The following is an 18,745-nucleotide window of genomic DNA, read 5'->3' on the forward strand; positions in this document are numbered from 1 at the left end:
CAGGCCACCAGGCCGTATGAAGACGGGGCAAGGTCGCCTCCGCCACCTTGGGAGGGCGCACGGCGGTCACTCGCGGAAGCGTGGTGGTCGCCGAGCTCCTGGGCCCCGACGAGTCGCACTGGCTCCAAGAGCAGGCCCGCGATGTCCGCCAAGGCTTCATGGATCCGAAGCAGAAGGCGGCGTTCGAGGAGTTCCTCGCCCGACAGCCGTCCCTCGATGAGCAGTGACGCGCCGACTCGTGCCTTGACCGCGGCTTCTGACAGGGGATCACCAGGAGTCATCCGGCGACGCGGCCCTCCTCGTAACGCGCAGCAGCCCCATGGCACCGGCCGCGATGATCTGGGCGTGCTCCCAGCGCTGGGGCGGGGTGCCGAGTACGGCCGGGCGCTCGACGACACCCGAGGCCTGCTGCGGCCTCTCGTACGTAGGGAGTCTGCCGGGTACGGCCCGGGCTCAGCCTTCCCCGTCCACGAACCCCATCCTGCGGTTCATGGCGATCGCGTTCGCGTTGGCCGGGTGGTGGAAGGTGCGGACCGTGCTCGCTCCGTGTTCCCTGACGAAGGCCATCCCGAAGGTCTTCATGGCGATCGAGATGCCGCGGCCCCGGTAGCCGGCCCGTACGCCGGTCATCTCGTTGAAGACGAAGCCCTTCTGGACCGATGTCGCCGCCAGGCCGATCCAGTCGTCCCCGTCCAGGGCGATCACGATGCCGCGGGGGTCGTAGCCGTCGGCCTCGAAGCGCCGCTCGACGTACTCCTCGAAGGAGAAGAACTCACCGCGCTCCGGGATGTCGGCGGAGCACTCCTTGTTCAGTTCGTAGAGCGCGCGGCGGTGTTCCGGTGTGTCGCCCAGGTCGGCGAACGTGGTCAGGCGGATGCCGTCCGCGCGGCACCGCGTCACATACGTCTCGAAGCGGGACGCGTCGAACGCCGCGACGTCCAGTTCGAGCTTCACCCATGGGCCGGTCATGTGCGCCTCCACCGTGTCGTCCCCTCCGCCGTGTCCTCTCCGCCCGGTCTCCTTCGCCTTCACCGTGCGGCGGCCTCCTCATCCTGCTGCTTGATCGAGCCGGAGGGAAGATCGCCAGGGCCCGCTGGAAGTTCCGTGCGGTGCGGGCCTGGCAGGGCGGAGACTCGTGTCATGGCTGACATGGGGGCGTTCCGGGAAGCGGTCATTGCGTGGGACGCCGGTGGGCCGGGTGAGCCCGCGCGCGAGCCGGCGGCGCGGCGGCTGTCCGTCCGGGCGGTCGTCCTGCTAGAAGGGCCGAGTGGCGCCGCGGCCGTCGACGCGCCCCACATCTCGCCGTACCTGGCCGAGCACATCCGCCGCTTCGGCGACTACTCCACCCATGAGCTCGGCGACGGGCCGGCCGCGTACGACCCGCACCTGAACGTCGACTTCACCTCGCTCCGCGGCCCGGCACCCGGAGCCGAAGGCTTCGGGACGGCCGCCTGACCTGCGATCTCCGCCATACGATCCCAGAGTCCAGCACCCTTCACCCTTCACCCTTCACCCTTCGCCCTTCGCCCTTCGCCCGCCCGACCACGTCTGGCTCACGCCCGCTGCGCAACCCGGCCGCAGCCGAGTATCGCGACAATCAGGCGTGGGCCCTGACGACGGCGGGTGGTCAGTCGCCGCGGTAGAGGCCGGCAATCGCAGCGAAGGCAGCCTTGGACTCCCAGGACAGATCGGGGTAAGTGTCTCCGTCCCAGCCGTCGGTCAAGGTCGGCAAGCGGCGCCCCGTGACCCACCTCAACCCGGCAGAGCGTCCTCAAGCCGCGCCAACTCCTCCGTGCTCAGCTTGAGGTCCGTGGCCCTGGCCGAGTCGGTGATGGAGGCCGGGCGGCTGGCTCCCGGTACCGGGAGCACCGCCGGGGAGCGGGCGAGCAGCCACGCCAGGGCGATCCGCTGCGGGCTGACGCCCCGGTCGTCCGCGATGCGGTGGAAGGCGGTGCCGACCGAGGTGGGGCCGGAGGGGCCGTCGAGGGAGCTGCGCGAGATGCCGCCCAGCGGGCTCCAGGGCAGAAAGGCCAGACCCAGTTGTGTGCTCAGCCGCAGCTCCGCCTCGCTGTCGCGCACGGCCGGCGAGTACTGGTTCTGTACGGAGACGAGTCCGTCGCCGAGGATCGCATGTGCCTCGCGGATCTGGGCGGTGGTGACGTTGGAGATGCCGGCGGCGCGGATCGTGCCGGCGTCGAGCAGCTCGCGCAGCGCGCCGACGGACTCCGCCCAGGGCACGGCGGGGTCCGGCTTGTGCAGCTGGTACAGGCCGATCGCGTCGACGGCCAGGCGCTTGGCGGAGGCCTCGGCGGCTTGCTTGAGATGTTTCGGGGTGGCGGTGACGGTCCAACCGCCGTCGCCGGGGCGGCCGCGGCCGCCCTTGGTGGCGACCAGGATGCCGGAGGTGTCGCCGCCGTAGCGGGCCAGGGCGCGGGCGATCAGCAGCTCGTTGTGGCCGGCCTCGCCGGCGTGCCAGTGGTAGCTGTCGGCGGTGTCGATGAGCGTGACACCCGCGTCGAGGGCGGCGTGGATGGTGGCGATGGCCCGCGTCTCGTCCGGACGGTGCTCGATGGACAGCGGCATGGCGCCCAGGCCGATGGCGCTGACGGTGGTGTCTGCGATGGTGCGGGACTGCACGACGGCTCTGCTCCTCAGGCGGTGGGTGACGGTCGGGCGGTGAGGGCTTCGGCGACGGCGCCGGGCAGCCAGTCGGTGGTACGGGAGAAGGGAAAGCCCAGCTCCTTGGCACGGGCGTTGCTCATTGCGTAGTGGCGGTCGAAGGAGAACGGCGAAGCCTTCTCGCCCGCCGGGACGGTCCGGTGGACGGGCTCCCGTCCGGCCTGCGTGGCGATGACCGCGGCGAGGTCGTGCACGTCGAGCAGGCCGTTGGAACAGGCGTTGAGCGGGCCGGTGAAGTGGGCCGTGGTCGCCCACAGCAGCAGGTCTGCCAGCTCTTCGTAGTGGATGAACACCGTGGGCAGCGCCTTCGCGTGCACGGTGATCTCTTCGCCCCGGGTGATGTGCTCGACGTAGTGTGCGAGTCGGCCGGTGAACTCCTGCGCGCCGCCGCCGAGCACGTGCGCGCTACGCACCGAGGCGGACTCGAAGCCGCCGGCGCGGGCGAAGACGGCCTCCGCCTGCCGCTTGCCCTCGGCGTAGTGCGCCTCCAGGTACACATCGTCGTGCCAGGGAAGGTCCATGGCCACGAGCCAGGTGGCCGGGTCCACGATCTCCTCCGGTACCGGCGTGCCCGGTGGGACAGCCGGCAGTACGGCGGTCGCCGGGTCGTAGACCTCGATCGTGGACGTCATGACGTAGCGCCGGGTGCGGCCGGCGAAGGAGCGGGCGGCGATGGCGGCCTGCACGGGGGTATAGCAGACCTGATCGACAACCACGTCGAAGGTGCGGGAGCCGAGCGCGGCCGTCAGGACGGCCTCGTCATTGCGGTCGACGACGAGGTGTTCGACACCGGCGGGCGGCCGGGCGGAGCCGCGGTTGACCACAGTGACCTGGTGGCCCGCCGCCTGCAGGCGCTTCACCAGGAGCTTTCCAAAGTACCGGCTTCCGCCGATGACGCAGATCTTTTGCATGCCCCTATCCTGGACACGTACCGCCATCAGTAGAAGTGCTCGCTTGCTGGATACGCATTAAGGCAAACTGTTGATCGATGTGCAGCGGCTCCGCGTCCTGCGGGCGGTGGCGGAGCACGGTAGCTTCAACCAGGCGGCCACTGCCCTGCACCTCACCCCCTCGGCCGTCTCCCAGCACGTGGCCGCCCTGGAGCGCAGCCTCGGCGCCCGGGTCGTCGCCCGCAGCACCCGCGGCGTCACCCTCACCCAGGCCGGTCAGATCATGGTCGGCGCCGCCGAATCGGTCGCGGCCGAGCTCGCACACGCCAAACAGCAGGTCGACCAGCTCAGCACGGGCCGCGTACAGCTCACCGTCGCCACCTTCACCAGCGGCGGCCGGCTCCTGCTGCCCGGCGCCCTCACCCGGCTCATGGCAGCCCATCCCCGCACCGTGCTCCACGTCAGGGAGGGCGAGCCCGAGGACACCCTGCCGCTCGTCCGCCAGGGCGCCGTAGACGTCGCGCTCGCCTATCACTTCGACGGCCCGCTGCCGGTCGGGCCGGGCCCCGGCTCCAGCCTGGAGTGGACCCCACTCCTGGAAGACCCCCTGCACGTCGTCCTGCCGGAGAGGCATCGGCTTGCCGGCAGCGACGTGCTCGACCTCGCCGAGCTGGCAGCCGAGCCCTGGGTGCTCGGCTGCCTGAAGACCGAGGCATACCTGCGCCGCTACGCCGAGCGCGCCGGCTTCGCTCCGGAAGTGCGCGGCACCACCACCGACTACTTCTTCGCCCGCTCGCTCGTCGCCGCCGGCATGGGAATCTCCCTGATCCCCTCTATTGCGCTCGCCCCGGAGATCCCTGGCCTTCGCACCGTCCCGATCAAGCTGCCGGGGCCGATCCGGCACATCGGCGTCGCCGCGATCAGCCGTAGCGACCGGCCCCACGTGACGACGCTCATCCAAGCCCTTCGTGAGCAGGCGCTGCAGCAGCACTAGCCAGGAGAGGCGTTGATCCCGCTTCACTTTCGCTTCGGGTGGCTCCCGACCGAATGCCGGCCGGCCCGGCGTTTCATAGATGGTCCCCGTTGCAACATCGCGCGGCCGGGACATCCGTGCAAGCCGCCCTGTTTCACAGGCCGTTTCCTTCCTCTCCACTTGTGAAACGCACTCCTGAAACGATCCTGGCGTGAAAACCGACCCGCACCGGCTCGCCGCAGCGCACCACTGCCCGATGTCCACCTGCCAGGCCCCGGCGGGCTCCCCATGCCGTACCACCGCGGGCAAGGCCGCACTCAAGTACCGCACCGCCCGCTTCCAGCTCGTCGCCGCGCTCCACTCCGAACCGCACGTCGCCACCCCGGCCGTACGGCATCCCGGCTCGCAGTGGACTGCCCTGCCGGCCGCGAAGCCCGCGGCGACGTCCACGCCGATGGAGGTCCGCCTCGGCTACGCCCGACAGCCGGGCATGAGACGTGTCCGGCCGCGGGCATGAGACGTGTCCGGCCGATTGATGTCGACCACGCGCCTGACGGTTTGCCGCCCCCGTCGGCGGGAGTGCGCGAGGCCGTGTCTCACGTAATCGGCCTCTAGGGCTGGGATCCTTCAGGGCTGGGATCTTTTAGGGCTGGGATCTTTTAGGGCTGGGATCCTTCGAGGATCGCGGTCAGTCCCTACGATTGCGTGATCCGGTCGCGCAGCCAGGAGTCGACGCCGCTGAGCGCCGTCCTTGCCATTGCCGTGGGGTGGCCCGTGAAGCCGTGGGGTGACTCGGGGTAGACCCGGAGCTCGACGTCATTGCCGGCCGCTGACAACCGACCTGCCAGCGCCAGGTTGTCTTCCAGCAACACGTCTGCGCTTCCGACGATCAGCAGTGTTGGGGGAAGCCCGCGAAGAACGCCGTAGAGGGGAGAGATGTCGGGAACAGTGCGGTCTTCCACATGGCCGGCGTACGCCTGGAGGAAGTATTCGTCCGCGATGCGGCGACCGGCCGGGGTTCGTGCGCTCAAGTCGTAGGTCCCGAATTGGAGCGCAGCGCCGGTGAATCGGCCAACGGCACCTCTGTCTCTCAGCCGGAGCAGGGTCGCCAAGGCGAGTGTGGCTCCTGCGGAGCTCCCGCCGATCGCAAGTCGGGACGTTCCGAAGCGCGCGTCGGCTTCTTCGACGAGCCAGAGCGCCGCCGCCTCACAGTCGTCGGGTGCCGCCGGCCAGGGATGCTCAGGGGCCAGCCGGTAGTCGACGCTGACGACGGCGAGGTGCAGGGCGTCTGCGAGCTCGCGGTTGCGTTCGTCTCCTCGCGCTGCGGAGTCCATGTAGAAACCGCCGCCGTGTATGTCCAGGTAGACGCCCCGCGGCGGACCGTCGACAGGAGTGAAGATCCTGACAGGGACGCGTACTTCCGCGGCTTCGATCGTCTCTTCGACGGCAGGCGGATCGGCGGCACGAGGAACAGACCTCCTCGTTCGTGCCTCCTTGAGCTCCTCCGGTGTGCTGGGTCCACGGCCCGCCGCCCTCGACTTGTAGAAGTCACGAGCTTCATCGACCTGCTCCGCGGGCACGTCAGCGAACAGTGCGTCCAGCGCGAATCGCACGCGCCCTCCTCATCACTCGGGTCTCGACTCCACGCTATCGCCGACCTGCGGCGCCGGATCCGCCGCACCTGGCGGCCGGCCACCGACCGGCCGTCGACCGACCGCCGACCGGTCGTCGACCGTGTGAACAGCGCTGCGGGGCTATGCCTGGCGCACCAGGCAGGGGCGCCTGGCGTCGAACGTCCAACCGGGTATGAGGTACTGCATCGCCTCGGCATCGTCCCGCGCCCCCAGCGCCTTCTCCCGGTAGAGCTTGTGGGCGGCGAGGAGACGGTCCATGTCGATTTCGACGCCCAGGCCGGGGGTGTCGGGGACGGCGATCTCGCCGTCGACGATCCGTGGCGGGGTGACGGTGAGCCGTTCCAGGCCCTCCTGCCAGATCCAGTGCGTGTCCAGGGCGTTGTACTCGCCCGGGGCCGCCGCGCCGCAGTGGGTGATCATGGCGAGGGAGATGTCGAAGTGGTTGTTGGAGTGGCAGCCCCAGGTCAGGCCCATCGCGTTGCACAACTGGGCCACGCGCACCGAGCCCTGCATGGTCCAGAAGTGCGGGTCGGCCAGTGGGATGGACACCGACTGCAGGGCCAGGGCATGGGCCAGCTGGCGCCAGTCGGTGGCGATCATGTTGGTCGCCGTCGGGAGGCCCGTGGCGCGGCGGAACTCGGCGAGGACCTCGCGCCCCGAGTAGCCGTCCTCCGCCCCGCAGGGATCCTCGGCGTAGGCGAGCGTGCCCACCAGTGGTGAGCACAGTTCGACCGCCTCGCGCAGGGACCACGCGCCGTTCGGGTCCAGGGTGATCCGGGCTGCCGGGAAGCGCTCCTTGAGCGCGCGTACGGCCTCGACCTCCTCGGCGCCCGTCAGGACTCCGCCCTTGAGTTTGAAGTCCCGGAAGCCGTACAGGTCGTAGGCCGCCTCGGCCTGAGCGACGATCGCCTCCGGTGTGAGGGCCTCCTCGTGCCGGATGCGGTACCAGTCGACGTCCGAGTCGCGCTCCCGGACGTAGTCCAGGTCGGTGCGATCGGGGTCGCCGACGTAGAAGAGGTAGCCCAACACCCGCACGGATTCCCTTTGCTGACCGTCACCCAGGAGCGCCGCGACCGGTACGCCGAGGTGCTGGCCGAGCAGGTCGAGCAACGCCGACTCGACGGCCGTGACGGCGTGCACGGTGGTCCGCAGGTCGAAGGTCTGGGCGCCTCGTCCACCCGAGTCGAGGTCCGCGAACCGGCTTCCCATCTCGCGCAGGACGCGCTTGTGGTCGCCCACCTTCGCGCCGACGATCAGCGGTCCGGCGTCCCGCAGCGTCTGGGTGATCTTCTGCCCGCCGGGCACCTCCCCCAGTCCGGTACGGCCGTCGGAGTCCGTGAGGACGACGATGTTGCGGGTGAAGAAGGGCCCGTGGGCGCCGGAGAGATTCAGCTCCATGCAGTCGCGGCCTGCGACGGGATAGACGGCGAAGTGGGTGACGGTCGGCTGGCTCATGTGTGTCGGCTCCTTGGGTCGGGCTTGGGTACGGGGCCGGGGCGGGGCTCTGCTTGGTGTCCGCTCTGTTTGGGGTGCCGCTCCGTTTCGGGTGCCGCTCCGTTTCGGGTGCCGCTCCGTTTCGGGTGCCGCTCCGTTTCGGGTGCCGCTCCGTTTCGGGTGCCGCTCCGTTTCGGGTGCCGCTCCGTTTCGGGTGCGTCAGAGGCTGAGGACGTCCAGGACCCATTCCCCCGCCAGGACGCCGCCCAGGCCGAGCACCGCCAACACCGTCGTATAGCTGGTGCGGACCTTGATCGCCTCGATGACCGAGAGGTTGAAGTACTCCTTGAACAGCCAGAATCCCGGGTCGTTGACGTGGGAGAAGGCGATCGACCCGCACGAGACGGCGAGCACCATCATCTCTGCGTGGGTCCCACTGCCCGCCAGGAGCGGCAGCACCACGCCGGAGGCCGTGACGACGGCGACCGTCGCCGAACCGAGCGCGATGCGGAGGATGACAGCGATCAGCCACGCCAGGACGATCGGGGAGATGGACCAGCTCTCCGTGACGTCCTTGATGTAGTCGGAGATCCCGCCCTCGACGAGGACGTTCTTGAAGGCGCCGCCCGCGCCGATCACCAGGAGGATCATCGCCATCGCCTGGGCCGCCGAGGCGCAGGAGGCGCTGACGTCCGCCATGCTGCGGCCGATCCGCGGACCGAACGCCCAGGCCGCCAGGATGAGGGTCAGCAGGAGCGCGATCGGTGCCGAGCCTATGAAGGCGATCGTGTTCAGGAAGGCGTTCTCGCCGGACGTGACCATGTCGATCACGGCAGCACCGGCGATCAGCACCACCGGGAAGACGACCACGAACAACGACCAGCCCATGCCGGGCATCTCCTCGTCGGTGAACTCGCGCTCACTGACCAGGCCCTTGGGGACGGAGGGGTTCATCGCCCTGACGAACGGCAGGCGCGGCCACACGAGCGCGATGAGCGCACCGGCCGGTACGGCGATGAAGAGGCCGTAGAAGAGGGTGTGTCCGACGGAGGCGTGGAAGGCGGCTGCCACGGCGGTCGGGCCGGGGTGCGGCGGCAGGAAGCTGTGCATCGTGGACAGGGCGATGGACATCGGGAGACCCACCCACAGCAGGTTCACCCTGGTGACCCTGACCAGCGTGAACGCGATGGGCACGATGATGATGAAAGCGACCTCGTAGAACATGGTCACCCCGACGAGCATGGCCGTGACCACCATGGCCACCTGGACCCAGCGCGGCCCGAAGGCGTCGAGCAGCCGGCCCGCGATCCGCTGGGCGGCTCCGGAGTCGCCCATGACCCGGCCGACCATGGCCCCGATCCCGATGATGAGCATGGTGTCGCCGATCTGGCCCCCGATGCCCTCCGAGAGGACGTCCGGGATGCCGGCCACCGGAATCCCCTGGACCAGCGCGACGCCCACCGCCACGATCAGGAGCGCGGCGAAGCCGTTGAGCTTCAGCCGGGTCATCAGGAGCAGCAGCACTACAACGCTGATCCCTACTACGAGGAGCGGCATGTCAGTTCCCCTTTGAACTGTCTGATGGTCGGTTTCGTCGGACGGTCACACCGCCGGGTGGGGATCGCTCCTCGCCGGATGGGGGCCGCTCCTCGCCGGATGGGGGCCGCTCCTCGCCGGAGTCGGCGGTCGGGGCAAAGGGCGTGCGGTCTCAGGCGCCGCGCCGGCGTGTGGCGCCGACAGGTGCAGTCCGGCGTCGAGGGCCTTCTCCCACTCGGCCAGGCCAGGCCAGGCCGGCCCGGCAGGGTTCGGTGAGCGGGGCGCGCACTGCCCTCGCGCAGCCGCTGAGCGACACCCTCGGTTTCCGCAGCACTGAACCGCCCCACGAGCGTCATCCCCATATGCAGACGGCGAACACGTACGGGAACGCAGCTAAGTGGTTGAACGGGGGAACGGTCAAGGGGCGTGACAGGACCGGATTTACGATGTGGCCATGCCTGGGAACAGCGGGGTCCGTGGAGTGAAGTCGGCGGCCCGTACCGTCGCACTGCTCGAACTGCTCGCCACACGGGGCGACCGGCCGGCTCGTCTCGACGAACTCGCCGAGGAACTGGACGTACCGCGCAGCAGCATGTACCAACTGCTGCGGACCCTTGTCGACTGCGGCTGGGTGCGCTGCGACACGACCGGCTCCCTCTACAGCATCGGGATCCGCGCCCTGTACACGGGCACGAACTACTTGGACAGCGACCCCCACGTGCGCGCGGTCCGCCCCTTCCTCGACGAGGCCTCGGACCTGCTCGGCGAAACGATCCACCTGGCCCGGCTCGACGACTCGAACGTCGTCTACCTCGCCACCCGCGAGTCCCACGAGTACCTGCGCACCATCAGCCGGGTCGGCCGCCGGATCCCGGCCCACGCCGGGGCGCTCGGCAAGGCGCTGCTCGCCGAGCGCCCCGACGACCAACTCCCCCTCGCCGACGGCAGTTTGGCGGCTCTCACGGAGAACACGCACACCGAACGCGCCACGTTGCTCGCCGACCTCGCCGCGGTGCGCGAGCGCGGCCACTCCATCGACCGCGAGGAAACGGTGGTCGGCATCGCCGGCTTCGGCTTCGCCCTGCGGTACCGCTCACCGGCCACCGACGCGATCAGTTGCTCAGTGCCGGTGGCGCGACTCGGCGAGGATCACGAGGCCCGGATCATCGCGGTCATGCGGGAGACGCGAATGAAGATCGAGAGCGCCCTGTCGCCCGCCGCAGGCGCCCCCGACTGGCGCTGACCCACCGCCGCGCCCTCTTCGCCGTGTGATCTTCGCCGTGCGACGGCCTCCTCATCCTGCTGCTTGATCGAGCCGGAGAGGAGATCGCCTGGGGTCCGGTGGAAATTGCGTGTCGTGGTGGCCGGGGAAGGCGGAGACTCTTCCCATGGCTGACATGGGGGCGTTCCGGGAAGCGGTCACCGCGTGGGATGCCGGTGGGCCGGATGAGCCCGCGCGTGAGCTGGCGGCGCGGCTGTCCGTCCGGGCGGTCGTCCTGCTCGAAGGGCCGAGTGACGCCGCGGCGGTCGACACGCTGGCCGAGCGCCGCGGACGGGACCTGGAGGGTGAAGGGGTCTGCGTGCTGCCGATGGGCGGTGCGATGAGCGTCGGGCGCTTCGCCCGGCTCCTCGGGCCACCGCCCGGCCTGGGCCTCCGTCTCACGGGGCTGTGCGACGAAAGGGAACGGCGCTTCTACGCCCGCGCCTTGGAGGGGGCGGCTGCGGCGGCCGGTGCGGCACAGCGGCACCGGTTCTTCGTCTGCGCGGCGGATCTGGAGGACGAGCTGATCCGCGCGCTGGGCGTGGCACGGGTGGAGGAGCTCATCCGGGAGGAGGGCGACCTGCGCGCCCTGCAGACCTTCCTGCACCAGCCCGCACAGCAGGGCCGTACCGCCCAGCAGCAGTTGCGGCGCTTCCTCGGCACGAAGAAGGGGCGCAAGATCCGGTACGGCCGTGTTCTGGTCGAGGCCCTCGAACCCGACCGCGTGCCCGCCCCGCTCGACGACCTGCTCACCGGCCCCTGACCTCAAGGGCCTGCACGTCGTGGGCGCCGCGCTCATCATGGGGACGGTCGACTTCGGTCTCGTGCCGGCGGGGTTCGGCCCGGCGGACCGTGTGCCGGGGCGCACGCTGCGCCGGGTGACCGGCCTGCCGGGGATCGCCGCGCTCCTGGCCTTCGGACTGTTCCCGTCCGGTCACCACCTCGCTCTCGGCATGGGAGGCATAAAACGGGTCGCCGCGTATCCCTTCCTGTTCTGGGTCCTGGCCCTCGGCCTGCGGGGACTCGCCCTCGTCCTCCGCCGGGCAGGCCGTACGCGCGCCTCGGTGGCAGAGGCCCGTGCGAGAGGGGACCGTGTCGGGGCGGGTCCTTCCGGGGGTTAGCCTCAGGGAAGTGAGATCCCGCCTCGGCTATGGGCGGGCGTGGTGGCAGGAGGCGCACGACATGGCGAAGGTTCCCGGCTCGGTACTGGCCGCGAGTGGACTCGTCGGCGGGTACGGCGTGGCCCGCTGGACCCGGAAGCGGCCGCTGGGCGGTGTCGTCCTCGCCGTGGCGGGGGCCGCCGCGGCGCGGGAGTGGCGGGAGCGGGCCGGCGGGAAGACCGCCGGAGCGCTGTCGGTCGCGTACGTCGCCGCCTTCGCCGGGTCGCATCCCCTGGCGAAGAAGGTCGGCGCCTGGCCCGCCGTGTTCGGCGTGGCGGGTGCCGTGGCACTCGCGTCGTGGGCGGTCGCCGACCGGCGCGGGTGAGACACGGGCACGGTGGCCTGGTGGCGGTGGCCTGGCGGCGCGGTGGGACACAGGTACGGCTCGCAGCCGGAACGGGGGACGCGAGATGACCGATGGGCGCACAGCACCAACCCACCGGGCTCTGGAGCAGGCCCGCTCGGCAGGTCTTGAGGTGGGCGAAGCCGTGCTCGACTGGTGCGCGTCCGACGGCGAGGACGCGTTGGCGTCCTTTTGGCCGGGGGTGAGTTTGCGGGCACACCAGACCTGTGACCGGCGTCTTCAAGTTGGGCGGAGGCTCACTGAGACTCATGGGGCGGGTCAAGCACCTCGTCGGCGCTGCGGGGCTCTGTGCGAGGTTGCTGGTTGAGCTTGTGGCGCTCGATGGAGGATTGCCGGTAGACCTCCTTGCGGGCACGCATGATGTTGCCCAGCGGCCTGTGTTCGGCGGTGACCCGCCAGGGCGTGAAGGACAGTGAGTCCATCTTCGCCAGGTTCTCCGAGCCGGAGATGTCCTGCCGCGGCAGCCGTAGCTTCGCCACGGTGACGGACGGCGAGAGCTGCTCGGGCCACTCGACGGTGGTGTCCTCCACCGGCATCCGCTCCAGGTCGGTGCAGAGCTGGACCTGGAGGTCGAAGGCGTAGGGCCGCTCCTGCAGCTCGGCCTCCAGGGCCGGTCGGAAGACCTCCGCCGCGGAGGCCGGGTCGATGTTGCGTCGGATCACTGCGGCGGCGGAGGACGGGTCGGGGATGATGCGTACCTTGGCGATGTAGTCCCCGTGCCGGACCGCGCCCATCGTCCAGTAGCTCGACAGCAGTACGTTCGCCGGAGGGGTCTTTGACAGGCGCAGAAAGGCCAGGAACTCGTCCCACGCCCAGTTGTCCTGGTCCAGGGTTCCTTTTCCGGTTACGAACTCGGTGAAGAAGCGATGTGCTCCGGGTCGTCCCTGGGAGAAGTAGGCCGGCGCGTTCAGGAACAGTTCCTGGATGAACAGGTAGTGCTCGACCGTGTTGCAGAAGAAGATCGGTCCGTTGATGTTGGCGTAGTCGAAGGTGCCTGTGTCCGGTTCGTCTTCCAGCAGCGTTGGGCCAGGGATGTCGAACATCTTCAGCGCCAGTCCGGTGGCGGCGCCCAGTCGTGCGTCGGCTCCGGCGTGAGGCGAGCCGTTGGAGAAGCGGATGAGCGCATCGTGTGTTCCCGGCGTCGCGTAGATTCCCTGGGCGTACTCGGGGGGCAGCCCGTCCAGGATCTCCACTTCCCCGCGGACCAGCCCGTAGCCCTTGGCATGGGCGTCGCGGAGAGCCCGTCCGGTGCCGCCGGCCTCGACCGACTCGGCGATGTAGTTCTCGGTCTTTTCGATCACGGTCTGCACGTTCTTGTCGAAGTGCGGATCGTCGTCTTCGATGTCCGGTGTGTAGCGGACGAACCGTGCTGCCATGACTTCGACCTCTCCTCCAGAAGACCGTGACCGCACTTCAGGGGCTACGAGTAGTCCCTCATTCCTCCAGTTCGGCGAGCCAGCGCAGGGCGCGCAGACCCGGCACGAAGCAGTACTCACCGCCTCGGGTGACGACGAAGCTGGGCAGGTTCTGCAGGCGGCGCCGGATCGGCTTCTCCGGGATGGTGACGCTTCCGGTTCCGCCGTGATGCCCGGCTACCGGGTCTTTCTCGCCGGGGTAGCCGATGAAGTTGCCGTCGTTGACCCATTCGGCCTTGATGAATTCAAACTGTCGTTCAAGGTGGGCTCCGAGGAAGACTCCGACCAGCCCGCGGTCGGCACTGTCGTCCTCCAGCACGCCCTCGGGCAGAGGCGGGCCGTAGGTGGTGCCGCGCCGGATGAGGCGGTGCATCCGGGCGTCGCCGATGATGGTGGCGTCGCGGGGGTTGGTGCGCCGGATGTGTGCACCGGCGGGGCACCGGTATCCCCGGTCGTCGTTCTCCCGGTACAGGAAGTTGTTGACGCGGTGCGGATCCGCTGCCAGCTCCGGGTCGTCGTGCTCCGGTGTCAGCGCCAAGGGCGCCCCGCTGGGCCAGCGCCCGACCATCTTCGCCGCCAGGAGGGCTTCCTCCTCGGCGCTGGAACTGTTCGCGCGCAGGTAACGGCGCCAGGCCGCCACGTTGGTGTGGACCTTGCGAACCGCCGCGTAGGTGCCGTTGCGGCCCAGCACATCGGGTTTGGGTACGGGGGGCAGGCTGCCGGTTTCGTCGGGGTAGCCGAGGATGAACTCGCCGGCCTTGATGGGGGCCTCCTGCGGGTTGGAGCCGGGCAGTCCGACCCCCTCGATGTTCGGATGGCTGATGCCGTCACGGAACCCGAAGGTGGTGCGTCCGGTCGGGAGCTGGCGGACCTCCTGCTGCCAGATCACCTGGACACCGGGCGTGTCCTCGTAGGCGACACGGGCCCGTGCCAGCTCCTTGTCCAGCTGCGTCGCGTCGGAAGAGAGGGCACTCAACGCGATGTGGACATCGCCCGTTCCGAACGGTGCTTCCCAGTGGGAGGGCGCACTCTCGCCCACGTCGCCGATCAGCTCCGCCCGAGCGGCCATGCCCTCACGAAACGCCTGCGGAAAGCTGTCCAGCGACTCCTGGGGTACCCCCAGGGCCTTCAGCCCCTGATAGGTGAAAGCCACAGCGACCCAGGCGTCCCCGCTTCGGTCCGCACTTGGCAGACCTCCTGAGGTCACCGGGAGCAGCCGGCGCAGCAGGGCACGTCCGGCGTGGCGGTCGTCGACGCGCAGGAAGATGTACTTGCCCTCGTACGGGACGGGCCGCGGGCGCAGCGCCCCGCTCTGGACGTCCTCGATCTCGACGCGCACACTGGCGGAGCCGCCGCTGTCTGCCGTGTTCATGATGTTCGTGCCTCCACATCGGTCCCTGTCCGGGCAGCCCCGCAGGCGATTGGTGCGCGCCCGCCGACGCGGTTCACCGAAGTGGGGTCGGCTCTGAGGGGTAGCTGTGTCCGGGTTCTAGGCCGAGGCTTCTTCCAGCAGCTTCTGGAAGGCAGGTGTGGCCACCAACTCCGCGTTGGCCGGGTTCTCCAGCGTCGCCCGGAACTCAGGGGTGTCGAGCACCTCCTCGAACGCCTCTTCCACGCGATGATCCTTGTAGATCTGCTGAACGGTGAGATCGGGATAGGCGCTGACGAAGACGCCCGCGGGCGCCTGGTGGGAGACGAACCAGTCCTTCACCCCCGGATCAGTGATGCCGGGAAACCCTTCGCTGTGCGAGAAGACCTTGTCGAAGCGTTCCCCGACCACCGTCTTGGCGAAGTCGTCGATGTAGGCGTCCCAGGAGCCGTCGAAGACACTGGCGAACATGAACCGGGTGTCGTTGTCGAAGATCACGTGCCGTGCGTCATGCAGGGTGCCGATCTGGCGCACCGCCGCATGAACTTGCTCGTCATCCGCCGCATCGGCGAGCGCGGCGAGAACCTCACGCAGTGCATCAGCCTCGCCCGGCTTGATCTTGGTGAAGACAGTGAACTCGCTGCAGACCCCATCCGACCTGCCCGGACGCTCGGGGTGAGCCGATTGAGCTGCGTGTGCCGTTGCAGTCATCGTGAGACTCCCCTGCCACGGATCGGTGTGAGGGTCGCCAAACGCCGGAGCACGGGGCGCCATCGCCCTCACCACTCCATCCTCACCACGGATGCGCGGCCCCGCATCTTGGCCCCTGAGGAAGGCAACACGGGTGCGGCACGCGGTCGTGTCCCGCGTCGTGGTGTAGGGGATCAAGCGTTACGGGTTCCGGTACAAGGCCCCTGACGATCTCCGGAAAGGGGCAGTCCACGAGGCGCCCTGCTGAGGCGAGTTGAACATCCGGTCTGGCGGAGCGACCGCCCCCGACCTGCGGATTCCGGCGCCTTGATCGGCTACACCACCGGGCGGGGCGCCATCAGGAACGCCGATGCCACCGTCTTCGCGTCCCAAGAAGCTCCCGAGGACAGACCGCGCCGGGCGCAGGAAGATAGGACAGGGGCGTGCGTGCTGACTACGGGATCGTCACCTTCTCGGTCAGCCACTCCCGCGTGGCCGTGAAGCCGCGGCGCAACCGATCGCACAAGAACCCGTCGCGCCGTCCGGACGGCCGGGGCATCTGCCTCCGCTGGACCTTTCCTCGAATGGATCACCGCCCCGACCCCAGCTGGAGGCAACCATGGGCGCAGTTCTCGGTGACGTGCTGGGTTTCGCGGCCGGCGTCGCGGTCAGCCCGCTTCCGATCATCGCCGTCATCCTCATCCTCGCCACGCCTCGGGGACGTCTCAACGGAATCCTCTTCACCGTCGGCTGGATCCTCGGACTATCGGCACTGGGCGCGGTGATGCTGGCGATCGCCTCCCCCGCAGGTGCCTCCGCCCACATGCAGCCGGCCACCTGGGTGGGAGCGCTCAAGCTCGCTCTCGGCGTGTTCCTCGTCCTCTTCGGTGCCCGGCAGTGGCGTCGGCGCCCCAGGGATCCCTCGCAGGCGAAACTGCCGAAGTGGATGGGCGCGATCGACCGCCTCACGCCGGTCAAGGTCTTCGGGCTCGGCACGGCTTTGGCAGCGCTCAACGCCAAGAACGCCCCGCTGACCATCGCCGCGGGCGCTGCCATCGGCTCGGCCGGACTGCCGGTCGGGCAGCAGATCGCATCACTGGCGATCTTCGTCGTGATCGCCACGCTCGGCCTGCTGGCCCCGCTCGGAGTTTTCCTCTTCGGGGGAGAGCGGGCCAGGGCCACGCTCGGAAACTGGAAAGACTGGGCAGCTCAGCACAATGTCGCTGTGATGGCCGTCCTGTTCTTCGTCCTCGGGCTGAAACTGCTCGGAGACGGCATCTCCATCCTCTCCTCCTGACAGAGCCACCACACGTTGCGGTGCGGTCCGATCACAGACGTAGGCCGGCGGGAGCATGGGCTCCCCCACGACCGGCGCGGTGCGGGCTGAGCATCACCGCCCGTCCACCCACCTGCCCGGGCGACGCGGCCGAGGTGCGCTCGTCGGCGAGCTGCTCGCTCACCCGCTCAAGGACACGCCCGGCGACGGCGAGTCCGTCCCGCTCGACCCGCACCTCCGCCGGCTGCTTGGCCAGCTGTTCTTCGAGTTCGTCCAGTTCCGCGCGCCCCGCGGTGATCCGTTCCAGCAGCTCGGGATCCATGCGCCGGATCGTAGAAGGCCGGTCGAACATAGCGAGCAGAAACCAGAGAGCCGTCCGGCCCCCGTCAGACGATCTACTCCTCAGACAGCCGCCCACGACCAGCGTGAGCACCCCAACAGCCGAACACACCATCCCTTTGACCTGAGACTTCAGGTTGGCAGAGGCTCACTGAGGCTCTGGAGCCCCGAGACGTACACCGCTCGCCCCGATGCCCCGGACCGCCCGCGCCGCGAACACACCGAGCAGGTCATGGGGCTCGCCACGGCCCTCGGCCTCGCCGGCCGCCCCGTCCTGGTCAGCGACAGCGGGGGCGAGTACTGCGACAACTCGCACTCCCTCCACATCCGCCACGTTCGGGGCCTTGCCACCGGGCACCCCATCGGCGAGCCCGCCCCCTCGTACGAGAGGCCGACCACCACCGCGGCGATCACCCCGGCCGAGCCGGTGCCGGTCGACACCGCCGTACTCGACGGCTCCCCCATTTCGTTCTCCGTGCACGGCTCGGACACCATTCGCGCCCGTGACGCCGCCACCGGCAGGGACATCGCCCGCCGTTGTGCCTCCCGCTCACCGTCGGCTCGCTGACCAGCACGGACGACCGCCACCTCGCCCTCGTCTTCGGGCGCGAGGTGGCGGTCCTGGAGTGGCAGGGTTCATCACACGACCGGCGGCAGTAGTACCCGGGCGCGCGCTGCCCGACGGCTTGGAGGACCACCCTCAGCGCCCTTCCGCGTCGGACGTGACGATCTTCTCCGGCAGTTCCGCACGCGAGTCGATGCGCAAGGACCTGTCGTTCCGGGACCGTGCCCCTCCGAGGGCCTCCAGGTGATCGGAGGGGCACGGGGGGGGTGGTCAGGTCGCAGGCCGTCTCGGGTCGCCGTCTCCGGACCGGCTGGCCATGCTGGTGCTGGGAGCGGCCTTCTTCCCAGTGACAAGGAGCACGGCATGTCCACGGACCCGGTCGGACGATTCCTGACGGCTTTGGACCCGGACCACCGGAAAGCCATCAGCGCCAAACCGCGCGAGGAACAGGAACAGCTCGCGGCAGCCTGGGAACGGGAGCTGGAGGAGGACACCGAACTCGACTCCCTCGACGAGCTGTCCCCGGCGGCGGCAGAAGCCGAGGCGGCCCGCCGCGTCCTGGACCGCGGGACCGGCTCAGACCTGTCCGGCTGAGACCTGTCCGGCCGATCACGCGTCTCGCCGGGGTGATCCCGGCTGAGCTGTGCCCGGTCACGGGACGGTGCCCGGCGCACCGGACACCGTCCCCCTGCGGATGTGTGACATCCATGAGCGGTAGCGGGTGTCGCACGGCCGGCCTGTCCCAAGGAACGGGTCGCCGGCATCTCGTGTTCGTCCAGTGCGATACCGCGAGCGCGAGTGAGGACGACGTCTGCGCTTGTTCCTCCGTCTTCCGGCTGTGGAAAGCTTCTCGCGTGCCCACCTGGATAACCCCGCGCCGCTTAGGCGCCACCGCCGTCCTGTACGCCGTGTTCGTCGGCGGCTGGTATCTCGGCCAGCCCCTCCCCCACGTCGGCTGCGGCTCCCCCGAACCGGTGACCGCTTCCGAGGTGACGATCGCGGAGCCCGGCGACGTCACCAGGGACTTCGGCCGGGGTCTCTACGTCTTGTCCCAGACCTTCACCGCGGAGATCATCTCCACCGAGAGTGTCGTGTCGTGCGACGCGACACCCGACCCCCGCCTCCTGGCCTGGCTGACCGGCGACTGGCGTTGACCCTCG

20 protein-coding genes and 2 pseudogenes are annotated in these 18,745 nt (G+C 69.5%); 12 read left to right on the forward strand and 10 right to left on the reverse strand.

The genetic code is table 11. The features are described 5' to 3' along the window. Positions 1-47 precede the first annotated feature (47 nt). A pseudogene (locus tag ACFP2V_RS37335) lies at positions 48-227 on the forward strand (hypothetical protein); the annotation flags it as partial. A gap of 226 nt (positions 228-453) precedes the next feature. Here the strand turns inward: ACFP2V_RS37335 and ACFP2V_RS37340 are convergent. After that, a complete protein-coding gene (locus ACFP2V_RS37340) occupies positions 454-969 on the reverse strand; it encodes a GNAT family N-acetyltransferase (RefSeq protein ID WP_381220750.1) in 516 nt (171 codons plus the stop codon). A 171-nt stretch (positions 970-1,140) separates the two neighbouring features. Between ACFP2V_RS37340 and ACFP2V_RS37345 the strand changes: the two are divergent. Further along, positions 1,141-1,290: pseudogene (locus tag ACFP2V_RS37345) on the forward strand (ATP-dependent endonuclease); the annotation flags it as partial. A 462-nt stretch (positions 1,291-1,752) separates the two neighbouring features. Here ACFP2V_RS37345 and ACFP2V_RS37350 read toward each other — a convergent pair. Both ACFP2V_RS37350 and ACFP2V_RS37355 read right to left on the reverse strand, forming a co-directional pair. Beyond that, on the reverse strand, positions 1,753-2,637 hold the full coding sequence (locus tag ACFP2V_RS37350) for an aldo/keto reductase (RefSeq protein ID WP_381220757.1): 885 nt from the start codon (positions 2,635-2,637) through the stop codon (positions 1,753-1,755). A gap of 14 nt (positions 2,638-2,651) precedes the next feature. Beyond that, positions 2,652-3,590 (reverse strand): NAD-dependent epimerase/dehydratase family protein, encoded by a 939-nt coding sequence (locus tag ACFP2V_RS37355; protein ID WP_381220760.1) that lies wholly within the window; start codon positions 3,588-3,590, stop codon positions 2,652-2,654. Positions 3,591-3,660: 70 nt separating this feature from the next. Here ACFP2V_RS37355 and ACFP2V_RS37360 point away from each other — a divergent pair, with 70 nt between their 5' ends. Together ACFP2V_RS37360 and ACFP2V_RS37365 are read left to right on the forward strand one after the other, a co-directional pair. Further along, on the forward strand, positions 3,661-4,563 hold the full coding sequence (locus tag ACFP2V_RS37360) for a LysR family transcriptional regulator (protein WP_381220763.1): 903 nt from the start codon (positions 3,661-3,663) through the stop codon (positions 4,561-4,563). A 190-nt stretch (positions 4,564-4,753) separates the two neighbouring features. After that, positions 4,754-5,059, forward strand: coding sequence for a zinc finger domain-containing protein (locus tag ACFP2V_RS37365; protein ID WP_381220766.1), 306 nt, complete (start codon positions 4,754-4,756; stop codon positions 5,057-5,059). Positions 5,060-5,237: 178 nt separating this feature from the next. Here ACFP2V_RS37365 and ACFP2V_RS37370 read toward each other — a convergent pair whose 3' ends face one another. From ACFP2V_RS37370 to ACFP2V_RS37380, 3 genes are all read right to left on the reverse strand, one after another. Further along, positions 5,238-6,155: an alpha/beta hydrolase gene (locus tag ACFP2V_RS37370; RefSeq protein ID WP_381220768.1), complete on the reverse strand. Its 918-nt coding sequence runs from the start codon at positions 6,153-6,155 to the stop codon at positions 5,238-5,240. 141 nt (positions 6,156-6,296) lie between these two features. Next, positions 6,297-7,631 (reverse strand): enolase C-terminal domain-like protein, encoded by a 1,335-nt coding sequence (locus ACFP2V_RS37375; RefSeq protein WP_381220771.1) that lies wholly within the window; start codon positions 7,629-7,631, stop codon positions 6,297-6,299. A gap of 198 nt (positions 7,632-7,829) precedes the next feature. After that, on the reverse strand, positions 7,830-9,167 hold the full coding sequence (locus ACFP2V_RS37380) for a gluconate:H+ symporter (RefSeq protein WP_381220774.1): 1,338 nt from the start codon (positions 9,165-9,167) through the stop codon (positions 7,830-7,832). Positions 9,168-9,600: 433 nt separating this feature from the next. Here ACFP2V_RS37380 and ACFP2V_RS37385 point away from each other — a divergent pair, with 433 nt between their 5' ends. The 4 genes from ACFP2V_RS37385 to ACFP2V_RS37400 all read left to right on the forward strand — a co-directional run bounded on the left by ACFP2V_RS37385 (position 9,601) and on the right by ACFP2V_RS37400 (position 11,892). Further along, a complete protein-coding gene (locus ACFP2V_RS37385) occupies positions 9,601-10,389 on the forward strand; it encodes an IclR family transcriptional regulator (RefSeq protein ID WP_381220777.1) in 789 nt (262 codons plus the stop codon). A gap of 145 nt (positions 10,390-10,534) precedes the next feature. Beyond that, on the forward strand, positions 10,535-11,170 hold the full coding sequence (locus ACFP2V_RS37390; RefSeq protein WP_381220780.1) for a TOPRIM nucleotidyl transferase/hydrolase domain-containing protein: 636 nt from the start codon (positions 10,535-10,537) through the stop codon (positions 11,168-11,170). Positions 11,171-11,189: 19 nt separating this feature from the next. Then, positions 11,190-11,528 (forward strand): hypothetical protein, encoded by a 339-nt coding sequence (locus tag ACFP2V_RS37395; RefSeq protein ID WP_381220784.1) that lies wholly within the window; start codon positions 11,190-11,192, stop codon positions 11,526-11,528. Positions 11,529-11,589: 61 nt separating this feature from the next. After that, on the forward strand, positions 11,590-11,892 hold the full coding sequence (locus ACFP2V_RS37400) for a hypothetical protein (protein WP_381220967.1): 303 nt from the start codon (positions 11,590-11,592) through the stop codon (positions 11,890-11,892). Positions 11,893-12,167: 275 nt separating this feature from the next. On the opposite strand, the gene ACFP2V_RS37405 is transcribed toward ACFP2V_RS37400, so the two are convergent. The 3 genes from ACFP2V_RS37405 to ACFP2V_RS37415 form a co-directional block, all read right to left on the reverse strand. Beyond that, positions 12,168-13,307, reverse strand: a complete 1,140-nt coding sequence (locus ACFP2V_RS37405) for a catalase family protein (protein WP_381220788.1) — start codon at positions 13,305-13,307, stop codon at positions 12,168-12,170. 58 nt (positions 13,308-13,365) lie between these two features. Then, on the reverse strand, positions 13,366-14,718 hold the full coding sequence (locus ACFP2V_RS37410) for a Dyp-type peroxidase (RefSeq protein WP_381220791.1): 1,353 nt from the start codon (positions 14,716-14,718) through the stop codon (positions 13,366-13,368). Positions 14,719-14,835: 117 nt separating this feature from the next. After that, positions 14,836-15,426 (reverse strand): hypothetical protein, encoded by a 591-nt coding sequence (locus ACFP2V_RS37415; protein WP_381220794.1) that lies wholly within the window; start codon positions 15,424-15,426, stop codon positions 14,836-14,838. Positions 15,427-16,024: 598 nt separating this feature from the next. Here ACFP2V_RS37415 and ACFP2V_RS37420 point away from each other — a divergent pair. Beyond that, positions 16,025-16,702 (forward strand): GAP family protein, encoded by a 678-nt coding sequence (locus tag ACFP2V_RS37420; RefSeq protein ID WP_381220797.1) that lies wholly within the window; start codon positions 16,025-16,027, stop codon positions 16,700-16,702. Between the two features lie 31 nt (positions 16,703-16,733). Here the strand turns inward: ACFP2V_RS37420 and ACFP2V_RS37425 are convergent, their stop codons facing one another. Next, positions 16,734-17,003, reverse strand: coding sequence for a hypothetical protein (locus tag ACFP2V_RS37425; RefSeq protein ID WP_381220800.1), 270 nt, complete (start codon positions 17,001-17,003; stop codon positions 16,734-16,736). Between the two features lie 249 nt (positions 17,004-17,252). Here ACFP2V_RS37425 and ACFP2V_RS37430 point away from each other — a divergent pair, with 249 nt between their 5' ends. The 3 genes from ACFP2V_RS37430 to ACFP2V_RS37440 all read left to right on the forward strand — a co-directional run bounded on the left by ACFP2V_RS37430 (position 17,253) and on the right by ACFP2V_RS37440 (position 18,739). Then, complete coding sequence (locus ACFP2V_RS37430; protein ID WP_381220803.1) at positions 17,253-17,588, forward strand: hypothetical protein; 336 nt, start codon at positions 17,253-17,255, stop codon at positions 17,586-17,588. 360 nt (positions 17,589-17,948) lie between these two features. Then, positions 17,949-18,179 carry a hypothetical protein gene (locus ACFP2V_RS37435; RefSeq protein ID WP_381220806.1) on the forward strand — a complete coding sequence of 77 codons (231 nt, stop codon included), beginning with the start codon at positions 17,949-17,951 and terminating at the stop codon, positions 18,177-18,179. Positions 18,180-18,439: 260 nt separating this feature from the next. After that, positions 18,440-18,739 (forward strand): hypothetical protein, encoded by a 300-nt coding sequence (locus ACFP2V_RS37440; RefSeq protein ID WP_381220808.1) that lies wholly within the window; start codon positions 18,440-18,442, stop codon positions 18,737-18,739. The last annotated feature ends 6 nt before the right edge of the window (positions 18,740-18,745 follow it).

Source organism: Streptomyces incanus (assembly GCF_042656345.1).
GTDB lineage: Bacteria > Actinomycetota > Actinomycetes > Streptomycetales > Streptomycetaceae > Streptomyces > Streptomyces incanus.

What these genes read in the sequence shown, in the direction of transcription:
- ACFP2V_RS37340 (WP_381220750.1), bottom strand. Translation starts at nt 969, where the DNA reads ATGACCGGCCCATGGGTGAAGCTCGAACTGGACGTCGCGGCGTTCGAC.
- ACFP2V_RS37355 (WP_381220760.1), bottom strand. Translation starts at nt 3,590, where the DNA reads ATGCAAAAGATCTGCGTCATCGGCGGAAGCCGGTACTTTGGAAAGCTC.
- ACFP2V_RS37375 (WP_381220771.1), bottom strand. Translation starts at nt 7,631, where the DNA reads ATGAGCCAGCCGACCGTCACCCACTTCGCCGTCTATCCCGTCGCAGGC.
- ACFP2V_RS37380 (WP_381220774.1), bottom strand. Translation starts at nt 9,167, where the DNA reads ATGCCGCTCCTCGTAGTAGGGATCAGCGTTGTAGTGCTGCTGCTCCTG.
- ACFP2V_RS37385 (WP_381220777.1), top strand. Translation starts at nt 9,601, where the DNA reads ATGCCTGGGAACAGCGGGGTCCGTGGAGTGAAGTCGGCGGCCCGTACC.
- ACFP2V_RS37390 (WP_381220780.1), top strand. Translation starts at nt 10,535, where the DNA reads ATGGCTGACATGGGGGCGTTCCGGGAAGCGGTCACCGCGTGGGATGCC.
- ACFP2V_RS37400 (WP_381220967.1), top strand. Translation starts at nt 11,590, where the DNA reads ATGGCGAAGGTTCCCGGCTCGGTACTGGCCGCGAGTGGACTCGTCGGC.
- ACFP2V_RS37405 (WP_381220788.1), bottom strand. Translation starts at nt 13,307, where the DNA reads ATGGCAGCACGGTTCGTCCGCTACACACCGGACATCGAAGACGACGAT.
- ACFP2V_RS37410 (WP_381220791.1), bottom strand. Translation starts at nt 14,718, where the DNA reads ATGAACACGGCAGACAGCGGCGGCTCCGCCAGTGTGCGCGTCGAGATC.
- ACFP2V_RS37415 (WP_381220794.1), bottom strand. Translation starts at nt 15,426, where the DNA reads ATGACTGCAACGGCACACGCAGCTCAATCGGCTCACCCCGAGCGTCCG.
- ACFP2V_RS37420 (WP_381220797.1), top strand. Translation starts at nt 16,025, where the DNA reads ATGGGCGCAGTTCTCGGTGACGTGCTGGGTTTCGCGGCCGGCGTCGCG.
- ACFP2V_RS37425 (WP_381220800.1), bottom strand. Translation starts at nt 17,003, where the DNA reads ATGGATCCCGAGCTGCTGGAACGGATCACCGCGGGGCGCGCGGAACTG.
- ACFP2V_RS37430 (WP_381220803.1), top strand. Translation starts at nt 17,253, where the DNA reads ATGGGGCTCGCCACGGCCCTCGGCCTCGCCGGCCGCCCCGTCCTGGTC.
- ACFP2V_RS37435 (WP_381220806.1), top strand. Translation starts at nt 17,949, where the DNA reads ATGTCCACGGACCCGGTCGGACGATTCCTGACGGCTTTGGACCCGGAC.